This window comes from Pseudomonas sp. TE3895 (genome assembly GCF_056278855.1).
In genome coordinates this window covers 585,635-600,577 of record NZ_JBWBQE010000001.1, presented here as the reverse complement: position 1 = coordinate 600,577, position 14,943 = coordinate 585,635, and the positions used below count along the sequence as shown (strand labels likewise).

Annotated in this window: 14 protein-coding genes; 5 read left to right on the top strand and 9 right to left on the bottom strand. The window is 62.7% G+C overall.

What is annotated here, in order from left to right; translation table 11 throughout:
- Nucleotides 1-4 precede the first annotated feature (4 nt).
- Nucleotides 5-520: a dihydrofolate reductase gene (locus ACZ889_RS02625; protein ID WP_003249048.1), complete on the top strand. Its 516-nt coding sequence runs from the start codon at nt 5-7 to the stop codon at nt 518-520.
- Between the two features lie 277 nt (nt 521-797).
- Here ACZ889_RS02625 and ACZ889_RS02620 read toward each other — a convergent pair whose 3' ends face one another.
- Complete coding sequence (locus ACZ889_RS02620) at nt 798-2,189, bottom strand: L-cystine transporter (protein WP_014861503.1); 1,392 nt, start codon at nt 2,187-2,189, stop codon at nt 798-800.
- A 244-nt stretch (nt 2,190-2,433) separates the two neighbouring features.
- On the opposite strand from ACZ889_RS02620, the gene ACZ889_RS02615 reads away from it, so the two are divergent.
- Nucleotides 2,434-3,489, top strand: a complete 1,056-nt coding sequence (locus ACZ889_RS02615) for an HAD family hydrolase (protein ID WP_003249051.1) — start codon at nt 2,434-2,436, stop codon at nt 3,487-3,489.
- Between the two features lie 51 nt (nt 3,490-3,540).
- Here ACZ889_RS02615 and ACZ889_RS02610 read toward each other — a convergent pair whose 3' ends face one another.
- Nucleotides 3,541-4,167 carry an FMN-dependent NADH-azoreductase gene (locus ACZ889_RS02610; RefSeq protein ID WP_476257158.1) on the bottom strand — a complete coding sequence of 209 codons (627 nt, stop codon included), beginning with the start codon at nt 4,165-4,167 and terminating at the stop codon, nt 3,541-3,543.
- Nucleotides 4,168-4,305: 138 nt separating this feature from the next.
- On the opposite strand from ACZ889_RS02610, the gene ACZ889_RS02605 reads away from it, so the two are divergent.
- Nucleotides 4,306-5,160, top strand: a complete 855-nt coding sequence (locus tag ACZ889_RS02605) for a LysR family transcriptional regulator (RefSeq protein WP_033725406.1) — start codon at nt 4,306-4,308, stop codon at nt 5,158-5,160.
- Nucleotides 5,161-5,230: 70 nt separating this feature from the next.
- Here the strand turns inward: ACZ889_RS02605 and ilvD are convergent, their stop codons facing one another.
- Together ilvD and ACZ889_RS02595 are read right to left on the bottom strand one after the other, a co-directional pair.
- Nucleotides 5,231-7,072 (bottom strand): dihydroxy-acid dehydratase, encoded by a 1,842-nt coding sequence (gene ilvD, locus ACZ889_RS02600; protein WP_476257157.1) that lies wholly within the window; start codon nt 7,070-7,072, stop codon nt 5,231-5,233.
- 270 nt (nt 7,073-7,342) lie between these two features.
- Nucleotides 7,343-8,539, bottom strand: a complete 1,197-nt coding sequence (locus ACZ889_RS02595; RefSeq protein ID WP_004575470.1) for a class I SAM-dependent rRNA methyltransferase — start codon at nt 8,537-8,539, stop codon at nt 7,343-7,345.
- 175 nt (nt 8,540-8,714) lie between these two features.
- Between ACZ889_RS02595 and ACZ889_RS02590 the strand changes: the two genes are divergently transcribed.
- Entirely contained in the window at nt 8,715-9,533 is an 819-nt protein-coding gene (locus tag ACZ889_RS02590) for an HDOD domain-containing protein (protein ID WP_173881454.1), read from the top strand.
- Between the two features lie 3 nt (nt 9,534-9,536).
- Nucleotides 9,537-10,349, top strand: coding sequence for a bifunctional DNA-formamidopyrimidine glycosylase/DNA-(apurinic or apyrimidinic site) lyase (mutM, locus tag ACZ889_RS02585; protein ID WP_004575471.1), 813 nt, complete (start codon nt 9,537-9,539; stop codon nt 10,347-10,349).
- A gap of 90 nt (nt 10,350-10,439) precedes the next feature.
- Here mutM and ACZ889_RS02580 read toward each other — a convergent pair whose 3' ends face one another.
- The 5 genes from ACZ889_RS02580 to ACZ889_RS02560 form a co-directional block, all read right to left on the bottom strand.
- Nucleotides 10,440-10,691, bottom strand: coding sequence for a YfhL family 4Fe-4S dicluster ferredoxin (locus tag ACZ889_RS02580; protein WP_003249063.1), 252 nt, complete (start codon nt 10,689-10,691; stop codon nt 10,440-10,442).
- Nucleotides 10,692-10,798: 107 nt separating this feature from the next.
- On the bottom strand, nt 10,799-11,278 hold the full coding sequence (gene coaD / locus ACZ889_RS02575) for a pantetheine-phosphate adenylyltransferase (RefSeq protein ID WP_014861498.1): 480 nt from the start codon (nt 11,276-11,278) through the stop codon (nt 10,799-10,801).
- 112 nt (nt 11,279-11,390) lie between these two features.
- Nucleotides 11,391-12,989: a GMC family oxidoreductase gene (locus tag ACZ889_RS02570; protein ID WP_476257156.1), complete on the bottom strand. Its 1,599-nt coding sequence runs from the start codon at nt 12,987-12,989 to the stop codon at nt 11,391-11,393.
- A 20-nt stretch (nt 12,990-13,009) separates the two neighbouring features.
- The gene (locus ACZ889_RS02565; RefSeq protein ID WP_121784177.1) at nt 13,010-13,495 is read right to left on the bottom strand and encodes a twin-arginine translocation pathway signal protein; all 486 of its coding nucleotides are present in this window, start codon (nt 13,493-13,495) and stop codon (nt 13,010-13,012) included.
- Between the two features lie 10 nt (nt 13,496-13,505).
- Nucleotides 13,506-14,936 carry a coniferyl aldehyde dehydrogenase gene (locus tag ACZ889_RS02560; RefSeq protein ID WP_476257155.1) on the bottom strand — a complete coding sequence of 477 codons (1,431 nt, stop codon included), beginning with the start codon at nt 14,934-14,936 and terminating at the stop codon, nt 13,506-13,508.
- Nucleotides 14,937-14,943 lie beyond the last annotated feature (7 nt).

The following is a 14,943-nucleotide window of genomic DNA, read 5'->3' as shown; positions in this document are numbered from 1 at the left end:
TGGCATGAATACATCACTCCCCCTCAGCCTGATCGCGGCTTATGCCGAGAACCGCGTGATCGGCATCGACAACTCCATGCCCTGGCATTTGCCGGGGGACTTCAAGTACTTCAAGGCCACCACCCTGGGCAAGCCGATCATCATGGGGCGCAAGACCTGGGACTCGCTGGGGCGGCCGCTGCCTGGGCGGCTGAACATCGTGGTCAGCCGCCAGCCGGGGCTTGAACTGGCGGGTGCCGAAGTGTTCGCCTCGCTTGAAGAGGCGTTGGTGCGGGCCGAGCAGTGGGCGCGCGAGCAGGGCGTCGGTGAGCTGATGCTGATTGGGGGCGCGCAGCTGTATGGGCAGGCGCTGGAGAAGGGGCTGGTCAGCCGCATGTACCTGACGCGGGTTGAGTTGGCGCCAGAGGGGGATGCGTGGTTCCCGGCGTTTGATGAAGGGCAGTGGAGGCTGACTTCTAGCGAGGCACAGGCTGAGGAAGGTAAGCCGGTGTATCACTTCGAGGTTTGGGATAAGGGTTGAGATTGTTGGGGGCTGCTTTGCAGCCCTTCGCGGGTGAACCCGCTCCTACAGCGGCCTGTGTCCAACCCCCGATGTGTATCCACCACCCTGTAGGAGCGGGTTTACCCGCGAATACGGTAGCGGCGGCAACGGTGAACGGCGGGTGGAAATTGGCCAGCAGGGCCGGCCCTTTCGCGGGTGAACCCGCTCCTACGGGGGGGGGCGCAGGGGGTTTAGGTTTTGAGCAAGACACGAGCGGCCTTGTCGCGAGAGGGGCGCAATGCGCCCCGGCGATCTGTCAGGTGTGGCTCAGCTCGGCATGTTCATCACCGGCCAGCACTGCCTTGTCAGTCTCTTTCAACAGCTGGCTGGTGACAACGCCCGCCGTCATCGAACCGTTCACGTTCAACGCCGTACGCCCCATGTCGATCAGCGGCTCCACCGAAATCAGCAACGCCACCAGTTCCACCGGCAAGCCCATGGCTGGCAGCACGATCAGCGCGGCAAAGGTGGCACCGCCGCCCACGCCGGCAACCCCTGCAGAGCTCAGCGTGACGATGGCCACCAGGGTGGCGATCCACAGCGGGTCGAAGGTGTCGATGCCTACCGCTGGCGCGACCATCACCGCCAGCATGGCAGGATAGAGCCCGGCGCAGCCGTTCTGGCCAATGGTGGTGCCGAACGATGCGCTGAAGCTGGCGATCGATTGCGGCACGCCCAGACGGCGGGTTTGTGCTTCGATGTTCAGCGGAATGCTGGCGGCGCTGGAGCGGCTGGTGAAGGCGAAGGTCAGCACCGGCCACACCTTGCGGAAGAAGCGCAGCGGGCTCACGCCGGTGGCGGCGAGGATGATGCCGTGCACCACGAACATCAACCCCAGGCCCAGGTACGACACCACCACGAAGCTGCCCAGCTTGAGGATGTCCTCCGTGTTGGAGCTGGCCACTACTTTGGTCATCAACGCCAGCACGCCATAGGGGGTCAGCTTCATCACCACCCGTACCAGGCGCATTACCCAGGCCTGCAGGGTGTCGATGGCCGACAGGGCGCGCTCGCCCTTCTCGGCGTCGTCCTTGATCAACTGGAGCGCGGCCAGGCCGAGGAACACGGCAAAGATCACCACGCTGATGATCGAGGTCGGCTTGGCCCGCGCCAGGTCGCCTACCGGGTTGCTGGGGATGAACGACAGCAGCAGTTGCGGGATGTTGAGGTCGGCAACCTTGCCCGCGTAGTCACTGTGGATAACCTGCATGCGTGCGCTTTCCTGGGCGCCGGCCACCAGGCCCTCGGCGCTGAGGCCGAACAGGTTGGTCAACACAATGCCGATCAGGGCGGCAATGGCCGTGGTCAGCAGCAGGGTGCCGATGCTCAGCACGCTGATGCGGCCCAGCGAAGAGGCAGTGTGCAAACGTGCCACGGCACTGAGGATCGAGGCGAAGATCAGCGGCATGACGATCATCTGCAGCAGGCCGACATAGCCGTTGCCGACCAGGTCGAGCCAGGCGATGGTCGCCTTGAGCACGGGGTGGCCAGCGCCATAGATCGTGTGCAGCACAAGGCCGAAGACCACGCCCAGCACCAGGCCAAGCAGTACCTTCTTGGCCAGGCTCCAGTCGGTGCGGCGGGTTTGTGCCAGGCCCAGCAACAGGGCCAGGAACGCCAGCAGGTTGAGTGACAGCGGCAGATTCATTGAAGCTCCAGCAGAAAAAAGCAGAAGTGGCATCGCCTCTGTGAGCGATTGCGAACGGAAATGCTAACAGCCTGAAAACAAACGAATTTATACCCAAATGGAATTTGCATAGTCGTTTATGGAATAACGGGATGTCGCAGATTGCAATGAACAAGGCGTTTGCGGCTGCCTGGAGGTCGTTATCGGGGGCTTGCAGTGGGGAATGTTGCACTAGCGTTTCTGGGTCATTTCAGGAGATTCGTACATGAAAGTCGCTGTGAAAGCCGCCGCCATTGGCCTGTCCCTGCTGTTCAGTATCGAAACCTTCGCCACGGAGCTCAAACACTGGCCTGCCGACGCGGCCAAACAGCTCGACAGCATGATCGCCGCCAATGCCAACAAGGGTAACTACGCGGTGTTCGACATGGACAACACCAGTTACCGCTATGACCTGGAAGAAGCCTTGCTTCCATTCATGGAAAACAAGGGCCTGCTAAGCCGCGACAAGCTCGACCCTTCGTTGAAGCTGATGCCGTTCAAGGACACTGCCGAGCACAAGGAAAGCCTGTTCAGTTACTACTACCGGCTGTGTGAAATCGATGACATGGTCTGCTACCCGTGGGTAGCCCAGGTGTTCTCCGGCTTTACCTTGCAGGAGCTGAAGGTGCAGGTGGATGAGCTGATGGCTTCGACCAAGCCGATCCCCAGCACCTATTACGAAGGCGACCAGGTCAAGGCCATCGAGGTTCAGCCGCCCAAGGTCTTCAAGGGCCAGGCCGAGCTGTACAACAAGCTGATGGAGAACGGCATCGAGGTCTATGTGATTTCGGCGGCCTCCGAAGAGCTGGTGCGCATGGTCGCCTCGGACCCCAAGTATGGTTACAACGTGAAGCCCCAGAACGTGATTGGCGTGAGCCTGCTGCTCAAGGACCGCGCCAGCGGACAGCTGACCACTGCGCGCAAGCAGATCAGCGCCGGGCACTACGATGCCAAGGCTAACGAGGGCCTGGAGCTGACCCCTTACCTGTGGACCCCGGCCACCTGGATGGCGGGCAAGCAGGCGGCGATCCTTACCTACATCGATGAGTGGAAGAAACCGGTGCTGGTGGGCGGCGACACGCCGACCAGCGATGGCTACATGCAGTTCCACGGGGTGGATGTAGGCAAAGGCGGTATCCACCTGTGGATAAACCGCAAGGCCAAGTACATGGACCAGCTCAACGGGATGATTGCCAAAAATGCAGCGGCGCAGGCCAAGGAAGGGTTGCCGGTGACGGCCGACAAGAACTGGGTGATCGTCACGCCGGAGCAGATCCAGTAACGGGAATATCAACCATCGCGGCCCACAATGAGGGTCTGGGCCGCTTTCTGGTCAATGTTCTGTGCCAACAGGGTCACTTTGTTCAATGGCACTTTCACGAATCCTGGCGCCCTCAGGGCCGAGGGTCTGTTCGACCACTACACTGTGCGCCTGGTTAATCCCAACGAAGCGAAACCATGTGTCGATGAAGGTTTTTTCCAGGCCAAAAAACTGGTCGGGTGTCTGTGAGGTGGGCCCGTACCCCAAACCACGGGTGTAGATGGCAACCGCTCGACGCCCGCCAAGCATGCCGTTCAGCCCGTGTTCATCGAAGGTGAACAGCACGTCTTTGTGCGAAATTGCGTCGATCAGGTGCTTGAGCTTGTACGGAATGCCGAAATTCCACAACGGTACGCTGAACACCAAGGTATCGGCCCGGTGGAACCGTTGAGCGAGGGTCTTGATCCGATCCCATGCAGCGGCCTGTGCGGTTGACAGCGGGGCATCGCCAAGCCCTGCGTATTTCGCCGCGAGCAAGGCGCCATCTACTTCAGGCAGGTCGCATTCCCAAGGATTCAGGTGGTCGATTTCCACCGCTTTGCGCTCGGCCAATGCCGCCAGGAATGCGTCGGTAATCTGAGCGGAAACGGACCGCTCTCCTCTGGGTGAGGCGCAGACATACAAGATACGTTCAACCACGGGGCTTCTCCCAGGTAGTGTTGATGAGCCTTGCCTGACGCTTCACCGCCCAGGCGTTCGGCGCACAGTCTGATTCAGGGCGATTCATTATAGAAATGACGTATGCTCGCGAGATTGAGTGAGATAGGTGATGAATCTGTGTTCGATACTGTGCTTTTGCGGAGCTTGATTGCCGTTGCCGACACCGGTGGTTTCACCCGCGCTGCGCACAGGCTGCACCTTACGCAGTCGGCGATCAGCGCTCATATTCGGCGGCTTGAACGCGAAGCTGGACAAAAATTGCTGGAGCGTACGACCCGCTCGGTCAGCCTGACACCTGCAGGCGCTCGGTTGGCAGGCTATGCCCGCACCATCCTGGCGTTGCACGATGATGCCCGCGCAAGCCTTGGAGCAGGGCGGCGGGTGTCAGGCACGGTGTACGTGGGGTTGAGCGAGGAAATGGTGAAAGCCCCGATCATCGATTGCATGCGTCGTTTTTCGGTGGCACATCCCGATGCAGAGGTGTCCCTGACTGTCGGCCTGACTGGGGAGTTGCTCTCGCTCGTCCACTCGGGTGGGCTGGATATCGTATTGGGCAGCCGCTGCAGCGATGAAGAACGGGGCGAGGTGCTTTGGTCCGAGCCATTGGTGTGGGCGAGAGGGCCGATTGCGCTGGGCAGCGATGAGGTCACCACGCCTGTGCCCTTGGCGGTATTTTCTGATCAATGCCCTTATCGGGCCGCAGCTATCGAGGCCTTGGTACGCGCCGGGCGGCAATGGCGCATCGTTTGCCAGAGCCCAAGTGTCGGCGGGCTGATGACCGCCGTAAGTGGCGGGCTTGGGGTAACGCCTGTCACGCGATCGTCTGCTCTGGCTGCCGGCCTGGTGGAAGTGTCGACGTTGCCAACCTTGCCTCAAGCGCAGTTCGTGCTGACGTCGGCGGCGACACCGAAGCGCTCTGCTGCCCTGCTGCTGGCGCAATTACGCCAATGTGTCGCGAAGGGAGAGCTTTGATCCGGCCTTTATCCACAGGCAAAAAAAACCGGCGTACGAGACGCCGGTTGTGCCAATGCCAGAAAAGCCCTTACAGCCCTTCGAGCATTGCCTTGTTACGCACTGCGCCTTTGTCGGCACTGGTGGCCAGCAGGGCATAGGCCTTGAGCGCGGTGGTCACCTTGCGTGGACGGACCTCGGCTGGCTTCCAGCCCTTCTTGTCCTGTTCGACACGGCGTTCCGCCAGCTCTTCATCGCTGACCAGCAGGTTGATCGAACGGTTAGGGATGTCGATCAGTACCTTGTCGCCGTCGCGCACCAGGCCGATGGCGCCGCCCGCCGCGGCCTCTGGCGAGGCGTGGCCGATCGACAGGCCCGAGGTACCGCCCGAGAAGCGACCGTCGGTGAGCAGGGCGCAGGCCTTGCCCAGGCCTTTGGACTTGAGGTACGAGGTCGGGTAGAGCATTTCTTGCATGCCCGGGCCACCTTTCGGGCCTTCGTAGCGGATGATCACGATGTCGCCGGCTTTCACCTCGTCGGCGAGGATGCCGCGCACGGCGTTGTCCTGGCTTTCGAAGATCTTCGCGGTGCCCTCGAACACGTGGATCGATTCGTCCACACCGGCCGTTTTGACCACGCAGCCATCCAGTGCGATGTTGCCGTACAGCACGGCCAGGCCGCCCTCTTGCGAGTAGGCGTGTTCGAAGCTGCGGATGCAGCCGTTTTCACGGTCGTCGTCGAGGGTTTCCCAACGGGTCGACTGGCTGAATGCGGTCTGGGTCGGGATACCGGCCGGGCCGGCCTTGAAGAAGGTGTGCACCGCTTCGTCATCGGTCTGGGTGATGTCCCATTTGGCGATGGCTTCTTCCATGCTGCGGCTGTGCACGGTCGGCAGGTCGGTGTGCAGCAGGCCACCACGGGCCAGCGAACCGAGGATGCTGAAGATGCCGCCGGCGCGGTGGACGTCTTCCATGTGGTACTTCTGGATGTTTGGCGCCACTTTGCACAGCTGCGGCACTTTGCGTGACAGGCGGTCGATGTCGCGCAGGTCGAACGCCACTTCACCTTCCTGTGCTGCGGCCAGCAGGTGCAGGATGGTGTTGGTCGAACCGCCCATGGCGATGTCCAGCATCATGGCGTTTTCGAACGCTTTGAAGTTGGCGATGCTGCGTGGCAGGACCGACTCGTCATTCTCGCCGTAGTAGCGCTTGCACAGCTCGACGATGGTGCGGCCGGCCGTGAGGAACAGCTGCTCGCGGTCGGAGTGGGTGGCCAGGGTCGAACCGTTGCCCGGCAGGGCCAGGCCCAGGGCTTCGGTCAGGCAGTTCATCGAGTTGGCGGTGAACATGCCGGAGCACGAACCGCAGGTCGGGCAGGCGCTGCGCTCGTATTCGGCGACTTTTTCGTCGGAGGCCGTGGAGTCGGCCGCGATGACCATGGCATCGACCAGGTCCAGGCCGTGGCTGGCCAGCTTGGTCTTGCCGGCTTCCATCGGGCCGCCGGAAACGAAGATCACCGGGATGTTCAGGCGCAGGGCGGCCATCAGCATGCCGGGGGTGATCTTGTCGCAGTTGGAGATGCAGACGATGGCGTCAGCGCAGTGCGCATTGACCATGTACTCCACCGCGTCGGCAATGATTTCGCGGCTTGGCAGCGAGTACAGCATGCCGTCGTGGCCCATGGCGATGCCGTCATCGACCGCGATGGTGTTGAATTCCTTGGCCACGCCACCGGCGCGTTCGATTTCGCGAGCCACCAGCTGGCCCAGGTCCTTCAGGTGCACGTGGCCCGGAACGAACTGGGTGAATGAGTTGGCGATGGCGATGATCGGTTTCTTGAAGTCTTCGTCCTTCATCCCGGTGGCGCGCCACAGGGCACGGGCGCCGGCCATGTTGCGGCCTTGGGTGGAAGTCTTGGAACGATAATCAGGCATGAAACACTCCTGGCGGCTTAATCAGGTCACAAATAGGGGAGTGAGCTTCTCTTGTCCTTTGCGCCGCAGGCCGGTTGCCACTGGCACGGATGGGGCCAAGACCGCGCGGGATCGCCGCGTGCTTGACCAGAGCTCATAAACCCGCCGGGGATGACTGGCGATGAATAGGCCGATTCTACACCGCTGGCGCGGTGAGGGAATGCAGATGTGGATGGTTGGCGGGGGGATTGCGGCAGGAAAGGGCCGCTGGGCGGCCCTTTTTGGCAGATATCAGCTGTTTGGCAGTAACCGGCAGGTGATGCTTTTGATGTAGCGGGTTTCGGCGATGGCCGGGTGTACCGGGTGATCCGGGCCCTGACCGCCTCGCTCGAGCAGCTGCATGTTGCGGTCCAGGTGGCGGGCGCTGGTCAGCAGGATGTTGTTCAGGTCGTCCTCGGGCAGGTGCATCGAGCACGAGGCGCTGACGAGGATGCCGTCTTTGTTCAACATGCGCATGGCCTGTTCGTTCAGGCGGCGGTAGGCCGCTTCGCCGTTTTTCAGGTCCTTCTTGCGCTTGATGAAGGCAGGTGGGTCGGCAATGATCACGTCGAAGCGTTCTTCGGCCGCCTTGAGCTCGCGCAGGGCTTCGAACACGTCGCCTTCGATGCAGGTCAGCTTCTCGCTGATGCCGTTCAGTGCAGCGTTACGCTCCACGCCGTCCAGGGCAAAGCCCGAGGCATCGACACAGAACACTTCGCTGGCGCCGAAGGCACCGGCCTGTACGCCCCAGCCACCGATATAGCTGAACAGGTCGAGTACACGCTTGCCCTTCACGTACGGTGCCAGGCGGGCGCGGTTCATGCGGTGGTCGTAGAACCAGCCCGTCTTCTGGCCTTCGCGCACCGGGGCTTCGAACTTGACGCCGTTCTCTTCCAGCGGCACCCAGTCCGGTACTTCGCCGTAGACGGTCTCGACATAGCGCTGCAGGCCTTCGGCGTCGCGCGCGGCCGAATCGTTCTTGAACAGGATGCCGCTGGGCTTGAGCACCTGCACCAGTGCGGCGATCACATCATCCTTGTGCGCTTCCATGGTGGCCGAGGCCAACTGCACCACGAGGATATCGAAGAAACGGTCGACCACCAGGCCTGGGAGCAGGTCGGAGTCACCGTAGACCAGGCGGTAGCACGGCTGGTCGAACAGGCGCTCGCGCAGCGACAGGGCGACGTTCAGGCGGTGTACCAGCAGCGACTTGTCCAGCGGCAGCTTGATGTCGCGTGACAGCAGGCGGGCGCAGATCAGGTTGTTCGGGCTCAGTGCGACGATGCCCAGCGGCTTGCCGTTGGCTGCCTCGAGAATGGCCTGCTGACCCGCCTGGAAGCCTTGCAAAGGGGTCGCGCTGACATCGACTTCGTTGCTGTAGACCCACAGGTGGCCGGCGCGCAGGCGGCGGTCGGCATTGGCTTTGAGGCGAAGGCTGGGCAGGGACATGACGTCGCTCCGGGAAAAAGAGCGGGATTATAGCGTGTCTGCAGTGCTTTAGCTTTTACAGGTGTGGTGCCCGGGGGCGCTTAGAGGGTTAAAATCCCCCGTCCTAAACGAGTGTGTACGTATGTCCCAAGAACTCAGCGCCGAACAGATCCAGCAAGCCTTGCAAGGCATCACCATCCCGCCTCAACCGCAGATCATGGTCGATCTGCAGTTCGAGCAGTACATGCCTGACCCAGACCTGGAAACCATCGCCAAGCTGATTTCCCAGGACCCGGGCCTCTCTGGCGCCTTGCTCAAGCTGGTCAACTCTCCGCACTTCGGCTTGTCCAACAAGATCGGTTCGATCCAGCGTGCGGTGAACCTGCTGGGGAGCCGTTCGATCATCAACCTGATCAACGCCCAGTCGATCAAGGGCGAGATGAGTGACGAGACCATCGTTACCCTCAACCGCTTCTGGGATACCGCCCAGGACGTCGCGATGACCTGCCTGACGCTGGCCAAGCGTACCGGCATACAGGCGGCGGACGAGGCCTATACCCTTGGCCTCTTCCATGACTGTGGCGTGCCGTTGATGCTCAAGCGCTTCCCCAATTACATGGACGTGCTGGAAGAGGCATACGCCAAGGCCGACGAAGAAACACGCGTGGTCGATACCGAAAACCGCACGTTCAACACCAACCATTCAGTGGTCGGCTACTTCACAGCCAAGTCCTGGCGCTTGCCCGAGCACCTCAGTGCGGCCATCGCCAACCACCACAATGCCTTGGCCGTGTTCCGCGACGATACCTCGCGCAATACCCAGAGCCAGCTGAAAAACCTGCTGGCGGTGCTGAAGATGGCCGAGCATATCTGCGCGTCCTACCGTGTGCTGGGCAACCAGGCGGTGGACCACGAATGGAATGTGGTCGGCCCGTTGGTGCTCGATTACATTGGTTTGTCGGAATACGATTTCGAAAACCTCAAGCAGAACATTCGCGAGTTGGGCGGACACTGACACATGCCGGAATTGCCAGAAGTAGAAACCACCCGGCGCGGTATTGCGCCACACCTGGAAGGCCAGCGCGTCAGCCGTGTGGTGGTACGCGACCGGCGTCTGCGCTGGCCGATTCCGGAAGACCTCGATGTGCGCCTGTCAGGGCAGCGCATCGTCAGCGTGGAGCGACGTGCCAAGTACCTGTTGATCAATGCCGAAGTGGGTACGCTGATCAGCCACTTGGGCATGTCGGGCAACCTGCGGCTGGTCGAGCTGGGCTTGCCGGCGGCCAAGCATGAGCATGTCGACATCGAGCTGGAGTCCGGGCTGATGCTGCGCTACACCGACCCGCGCCGCTTTGGTGCCATGCTGTGGAGCCTGGACCCTCTGAACCATGAGCTACTGCTGCGCCTGGGGCCTGAGCCGCTGACCGACCTGTTCGATGGTGAACGGCTGTTCCAGCTGTCCCGCGGGCGGTCGATGGCGGTCAAGCCGTTCATCATGGACAACGCGGTGGTGGTAGGGGTGGGCAACATCTACGCCACCGAGGCGTTGTTTGCCGCCGGTATCGACCCACGCCGGGAGGCGGGCGGGATTTCCCGGGCGCGCTACCTGAAGCTGGCGACCGAGATCAAACGGGTGCTGGCGGCGGCCATCGAGCAGGGCGGTACCACCCTGCGCGACTTTATCGGTGGCGACGGGCAGCCGGGGTACTTCCAGCAGGAACTGTTTGTGTACGGGCGTGGCGGGCAGCCGTGCAAGGTATGCGGCACTGAGTTGCGCGAAGTGAAGCTGGGGCAGAGGGCGAGCGTGTACTGCCCGCGCTGCCAACGATGAAGCGTTCGCTGCGAACCTGTTGAAGCGAAACCTGAACTGTGGGAGCGGGCATGCCCGCTCTCACAGGGACCGTGCAGGGAAGGGCAGTGATCAGCCCTTGCCAGTGATCCGGCGATACTTGGCCATCAGCTGTTCTTCGGTTTCCGGGTGCGCTTCATCCAGCGGGATGCAGTCGACCGGGCAGACCTGCTGGCACTGCGGCTCGTCGTAATGGCCTACGCACTGGGTGCACAGGTTAGGGTCGATCACGTAGATCTCTTCGCCTTGGGAGATAGCCTCGTTCGGGCACTCGGGTTCGCAGACGTCGCAATTGATGCAATCGTCGGTGATGATCAGGGACATGGGGACTCCGGCCGGGGCTCACAGCCCGGGCATGTTCAACGCAATGGGCACAATTGTGCCGCATTCGCGCCCGCAGTGCACGCGGGCGCGACAATCAGGCGTCAGGCTTACTTCTTGAAGCGTTCAGTCAGTGCCTCGGCCACCACCGGGTGGACGAACTTGCTGATATCACCGCCCAGCGCAGCAATCTCCCGGACCAGGGTCGAGGAAATGAACGAATAGCGCTCCGACGGCGTCAGGAACAGGCTCTCGACATCGGGTGCCAGTTGCCGGTTCATGTTCGCCAGTTGGAACTCGTACTCGAAGTCGGACACCGCACGCAGGCCACGCAGGAAGACGTTGGCGCCCTGTTCCTTGGCGAAATGCGCCAACAGGGAAGAGAAGCCGATGACTTCGACATTGGGCAGGTGCTTGGTGACCTCACGGGCGAGCTCAACCCGTTGTTCCAGTGGGAACAAGGGGTTTTTCTTGGGGCTGGCCGCCACCGCGATGATCACGTGGTCGAATAGCCGCGAAGCGCGCTCGACCAGATCGCCATGGCCTTTGGTAATGGGGTCGAAAGTACCCGGGTACAACACTCGGTTCATCGCGTCATCCTGGCTGGAGTGCGTTGGGGAGTCGGATGGTAGCGCAGCGACGGCGCCCCGGCCAAGTCATGCGGCCGACTGATGGCACTATAGACAGGGGCCATGTTCGTTGTCATGCGCTGTGTGCCAGGCGGCTGACCAGTGCTTCGCTGAGCCTGGCGCTGATGGCATACACCGACAATTGCGGGTTGGCGCCGATGCTGGTGGGGAACAGCGAGCCGTCGTGAATCGACAGGTTTTCCAGCTGGTGATGGCGCCCCAGGCTGTCGCACACCGCCTGACGCGGATCTTCGCCGAGGGCGCAGCCGCCCATCACATGGGCACTGCCCAAGCGCGTGCGGAAGGGCTCCAGGCGCAGTTTGTCGATCATGGTCAGGGCCTGTTCCAGGCGAGAGGCGGCGCTGGCGTCGCTGTGCACTGGGGTTACCTGGGTGGCGCCAGCGGCGAACTGTATGTGCGCCATGCTGCGGTAGGCGCGCCGCAGGCCATCCCGCAGGTAGTCGGTGACCGGGTAATCGAGCACGGGTGAACCATCGCCGCGCAGTTCCACGGCCCCGCCCTGGCTTTCGGGGTGAAAACCATCGCGTAGCAGCGCCAGCATCACATGGGTATGTGGCAGCTCGGCCATGCGCTGGGCACTCTCGTGGCCGTGCCCGCCCAGCAGGGTGCTGGCCAGGGCCGGATGCAGCGGCGGTACTTCCAGCTTGTAGCCAGCCGGGCCGTCTACGCCGCCTTGCCACTGAAAGTGATCGCTGTAGATCGATTGCGGGGCGCCATGGTAGGGGTCGATACGCTCGCTGAAGCGTGCCGCACTGAAGTTGACCAGGTGCAGGAAGGTTCGCTTGCCCAGGCGACCATGCGGGTCGGGCGCGGCAGAGCGCAGCAGCAGGGCCGGGCTGTTGATACCGCCACCGGCCAGGAGGTAATGACGTGCCCGCACGCCGACCTGCCGGCCAGTAGGGTGTATGCCCTGGGCGTCCAGAGCCTGGCATGTCAGGCTCTGAATGCGTTCGCCGTTGTGGGTGAATCGCTCGGCCCGCGCCAGGTACAGCAGTTCGCCGCCTTGCTCGAGGGTGGCAGGTATACGGGTCACCAGCATCGATTGTTTGGCATTCACCGGGCAGCCCATGCCGCAGTAGCCCAGGTTCCAGCAGCCGCGCACATTGCGCGGGATCACCCCCCAGCGGTAGCCCAGCTGTTCGCAGCCCCGGCGCAGCACCTCGTTGTTGGCATTCGGCGGCAAGGCCCAAGGGCTGATGCCCAGTTCCTGCTCCATGCGCTCGAACCAGGGGCGCAGTTCATCCTCGCCCAAACCGTTCACGCCATGGACCGACGCCCAGTGCGCCAGGGTTTGCGGCGGGGTACGAAAGCTCGAGGTCCAGTTCACCAGCGTGGTGCCACCCACGGCGCGGCCCTGCAGGATGGTAATGGCGCCATCCTTGCTCATGCGTCCCAGGCCTTCCTGGTACAGGCTTGCGTAGGCTTCGCTCTCCAGCAGGTGGAAATCGCCACTGGTTTTCAGGGGGCCTTCTTCGATCAGCAATACCTTGAAACCGGCAGCGCTGAGCATCTGCGCGCTGGTGGCGCCGCCGGCACCACTGCCGATCACGGCAATGTCGGCCTCCAGAAACAGGTCGTGCTCCAGGCGCGAGGCGTCGTGGGTGATCCAGCCGCGTTCGAGGCCTTGGCGAAACGGGTCGGGGACAGGCATTGGCGATGCTCTTGTTGTTTTCAGATTTTCGGTGGGCCCGGGTAACCGCAGTCTGCCCAGGATTCGGGGCGTTCGTACCAGGCCATTTGCAGCAGTTGCAGCAACGAGGCGTGCCCCATGCGTAGCAGGTTCAGCGAGCTGTCCTGCCAGCGTTGCAGGAACGCCGTGACTTGTGTGGCGCCAGCTTGGCCCCAGCTGCCCCAGACGCCGGTCAGCGGGCCGCGAGTCAGCGGCAGGCTGAGCACGTCGAACAATTGCCGGGTGAGCTTGAGCATTTCCGGCGACAACGCCGCCAGCTTGTTGTCGAGGCTGCGCAACACCGGCGCCTCGGTGGCCTGTGTACCGGCCAGGACCACCGGGATCAGCGCACGCAGCAGTGGCAGGTCGTCGTCACGGAGTACCTGATAGCCGGTCGCGGCTGTTTGCACGCTGCACCCCAACAGGCTGGCACCCGCCAGAAAAGCACTGGCGCCGAGGCTGAAACGCAGCAGGTCGCGGCGGTGCATGGTGCGATCCTCAGCGGATGAACAGTTTGTAGACCAAGCGCTGCAAGGCTTTGCCATAAGGCGGGTAGATCAGCCGTGCGGCGTTGAAGCGTTGTTTGGCAAGTACCGCCTTGGCCTTGCTGAAGGTGAGGAAGCCGTCATGACCATGGTAGTGGCCCATGCCTGAAGGGCCGATGCCGCCGAAGGGCAGATCGTCCTGGGCAACATGCAGCAAGGTGTCGTTCAGGCACACACCGCCGGAGTGGGTGTGACGCAGCACATGCTCCTGGGTGCGGCGGTCATAGCCAAAGAAGTACAGCGCCAGTGGGCGTGGGCGCTGGTTGATGTAGGCCAAGGCCTGGTCGAGGCCGTCATAAGGCACTAACGGCAATAGCGGGCCGAAGATTTCGTCTTGCATCACCTGCATGCTGTCGTTCACGTCCAGCAGCAAGTGTGGTGGCAGGCGCCGGCCCTGAGGGGCTTCGCCTGGGTACAAGTCGAGTACTTGCGCGCCTTTGGCGCGGGCATCGTCCAGCAGGTGCTGCAAGCGCTGCAACTGGCGCGGGTTGATGATGGCGGTGTAGTCGGGGTTGTCGGCAATACGCGGGTACAGGCGGTGCACGGCGCGCTGGTAGGCGTCGCTGAAGGCGGGCAGCCGTTCGCGCGGCACCAGTACGTAGTCGGGGGCGACACAGGTTTGGCCGGCGTTGAGGGTCTTGCCGAAGGCGATGCGCTCGGCGGCGCTGTCCAGCGGCACATCCTCAGAAACAATAGCGGGGGATTTGCCACCCAGCTCCAGGGTGACCGGGGTCAGGTTGTGTGCGGCAGCCTGCATCACCTGGCGGCCCACGCTGGTGGCACCGGTGAACAGCAGGTGGTCGAAGGGCAGGCGGGCGAAGGCCTGGCCCACCTCGACCTCACCGAGCACAACGCTGACCAGGTCTGTGGGGAACACACGCTCGAGCAGTTGCTGTAGGGCCAGGCCAGTCGCGGGCGTGGCCTCGCTAAGCTTGAGCATGACCCGGTTGCCGGCGGCCAGGGCGCAGGTCAACGGGCCGATGGCGAGGAACAGCGGGTAGTTCCACGGCACGATGATGCCGACCACGCCCAAGGGTTGATAGCGCACCTGTGCGCTGGCCGGCTGGAACGCCAGGCCGACGCGGCGTCGGCGGGTGCGCATCCAGCGTTGCAAGTGCTTTTCGGCGTGGCGCAGGCCTTGCACTGACGGTAGCAGTTCGGCCAGCAAGGTCTCGTCGGCGCTGCGCCCGGCAAAATCCTGGCTGATGGCTTCGATCAGTTCTGCCTGGCTGCTCAGCAAGGCTTCACGCAGGCTCTTCAGCCACTGGCGCCGCTGCGCCGCTGGTGGCAGCGGGTTACCGGCAAAGGCCAGGCGCTGGGCCGCGAACGTCGTTGCGAGGTCGAGGTCGAATTGCACAGGGGGCAAGGCACTGGGCGAGTTCATGGTGGTG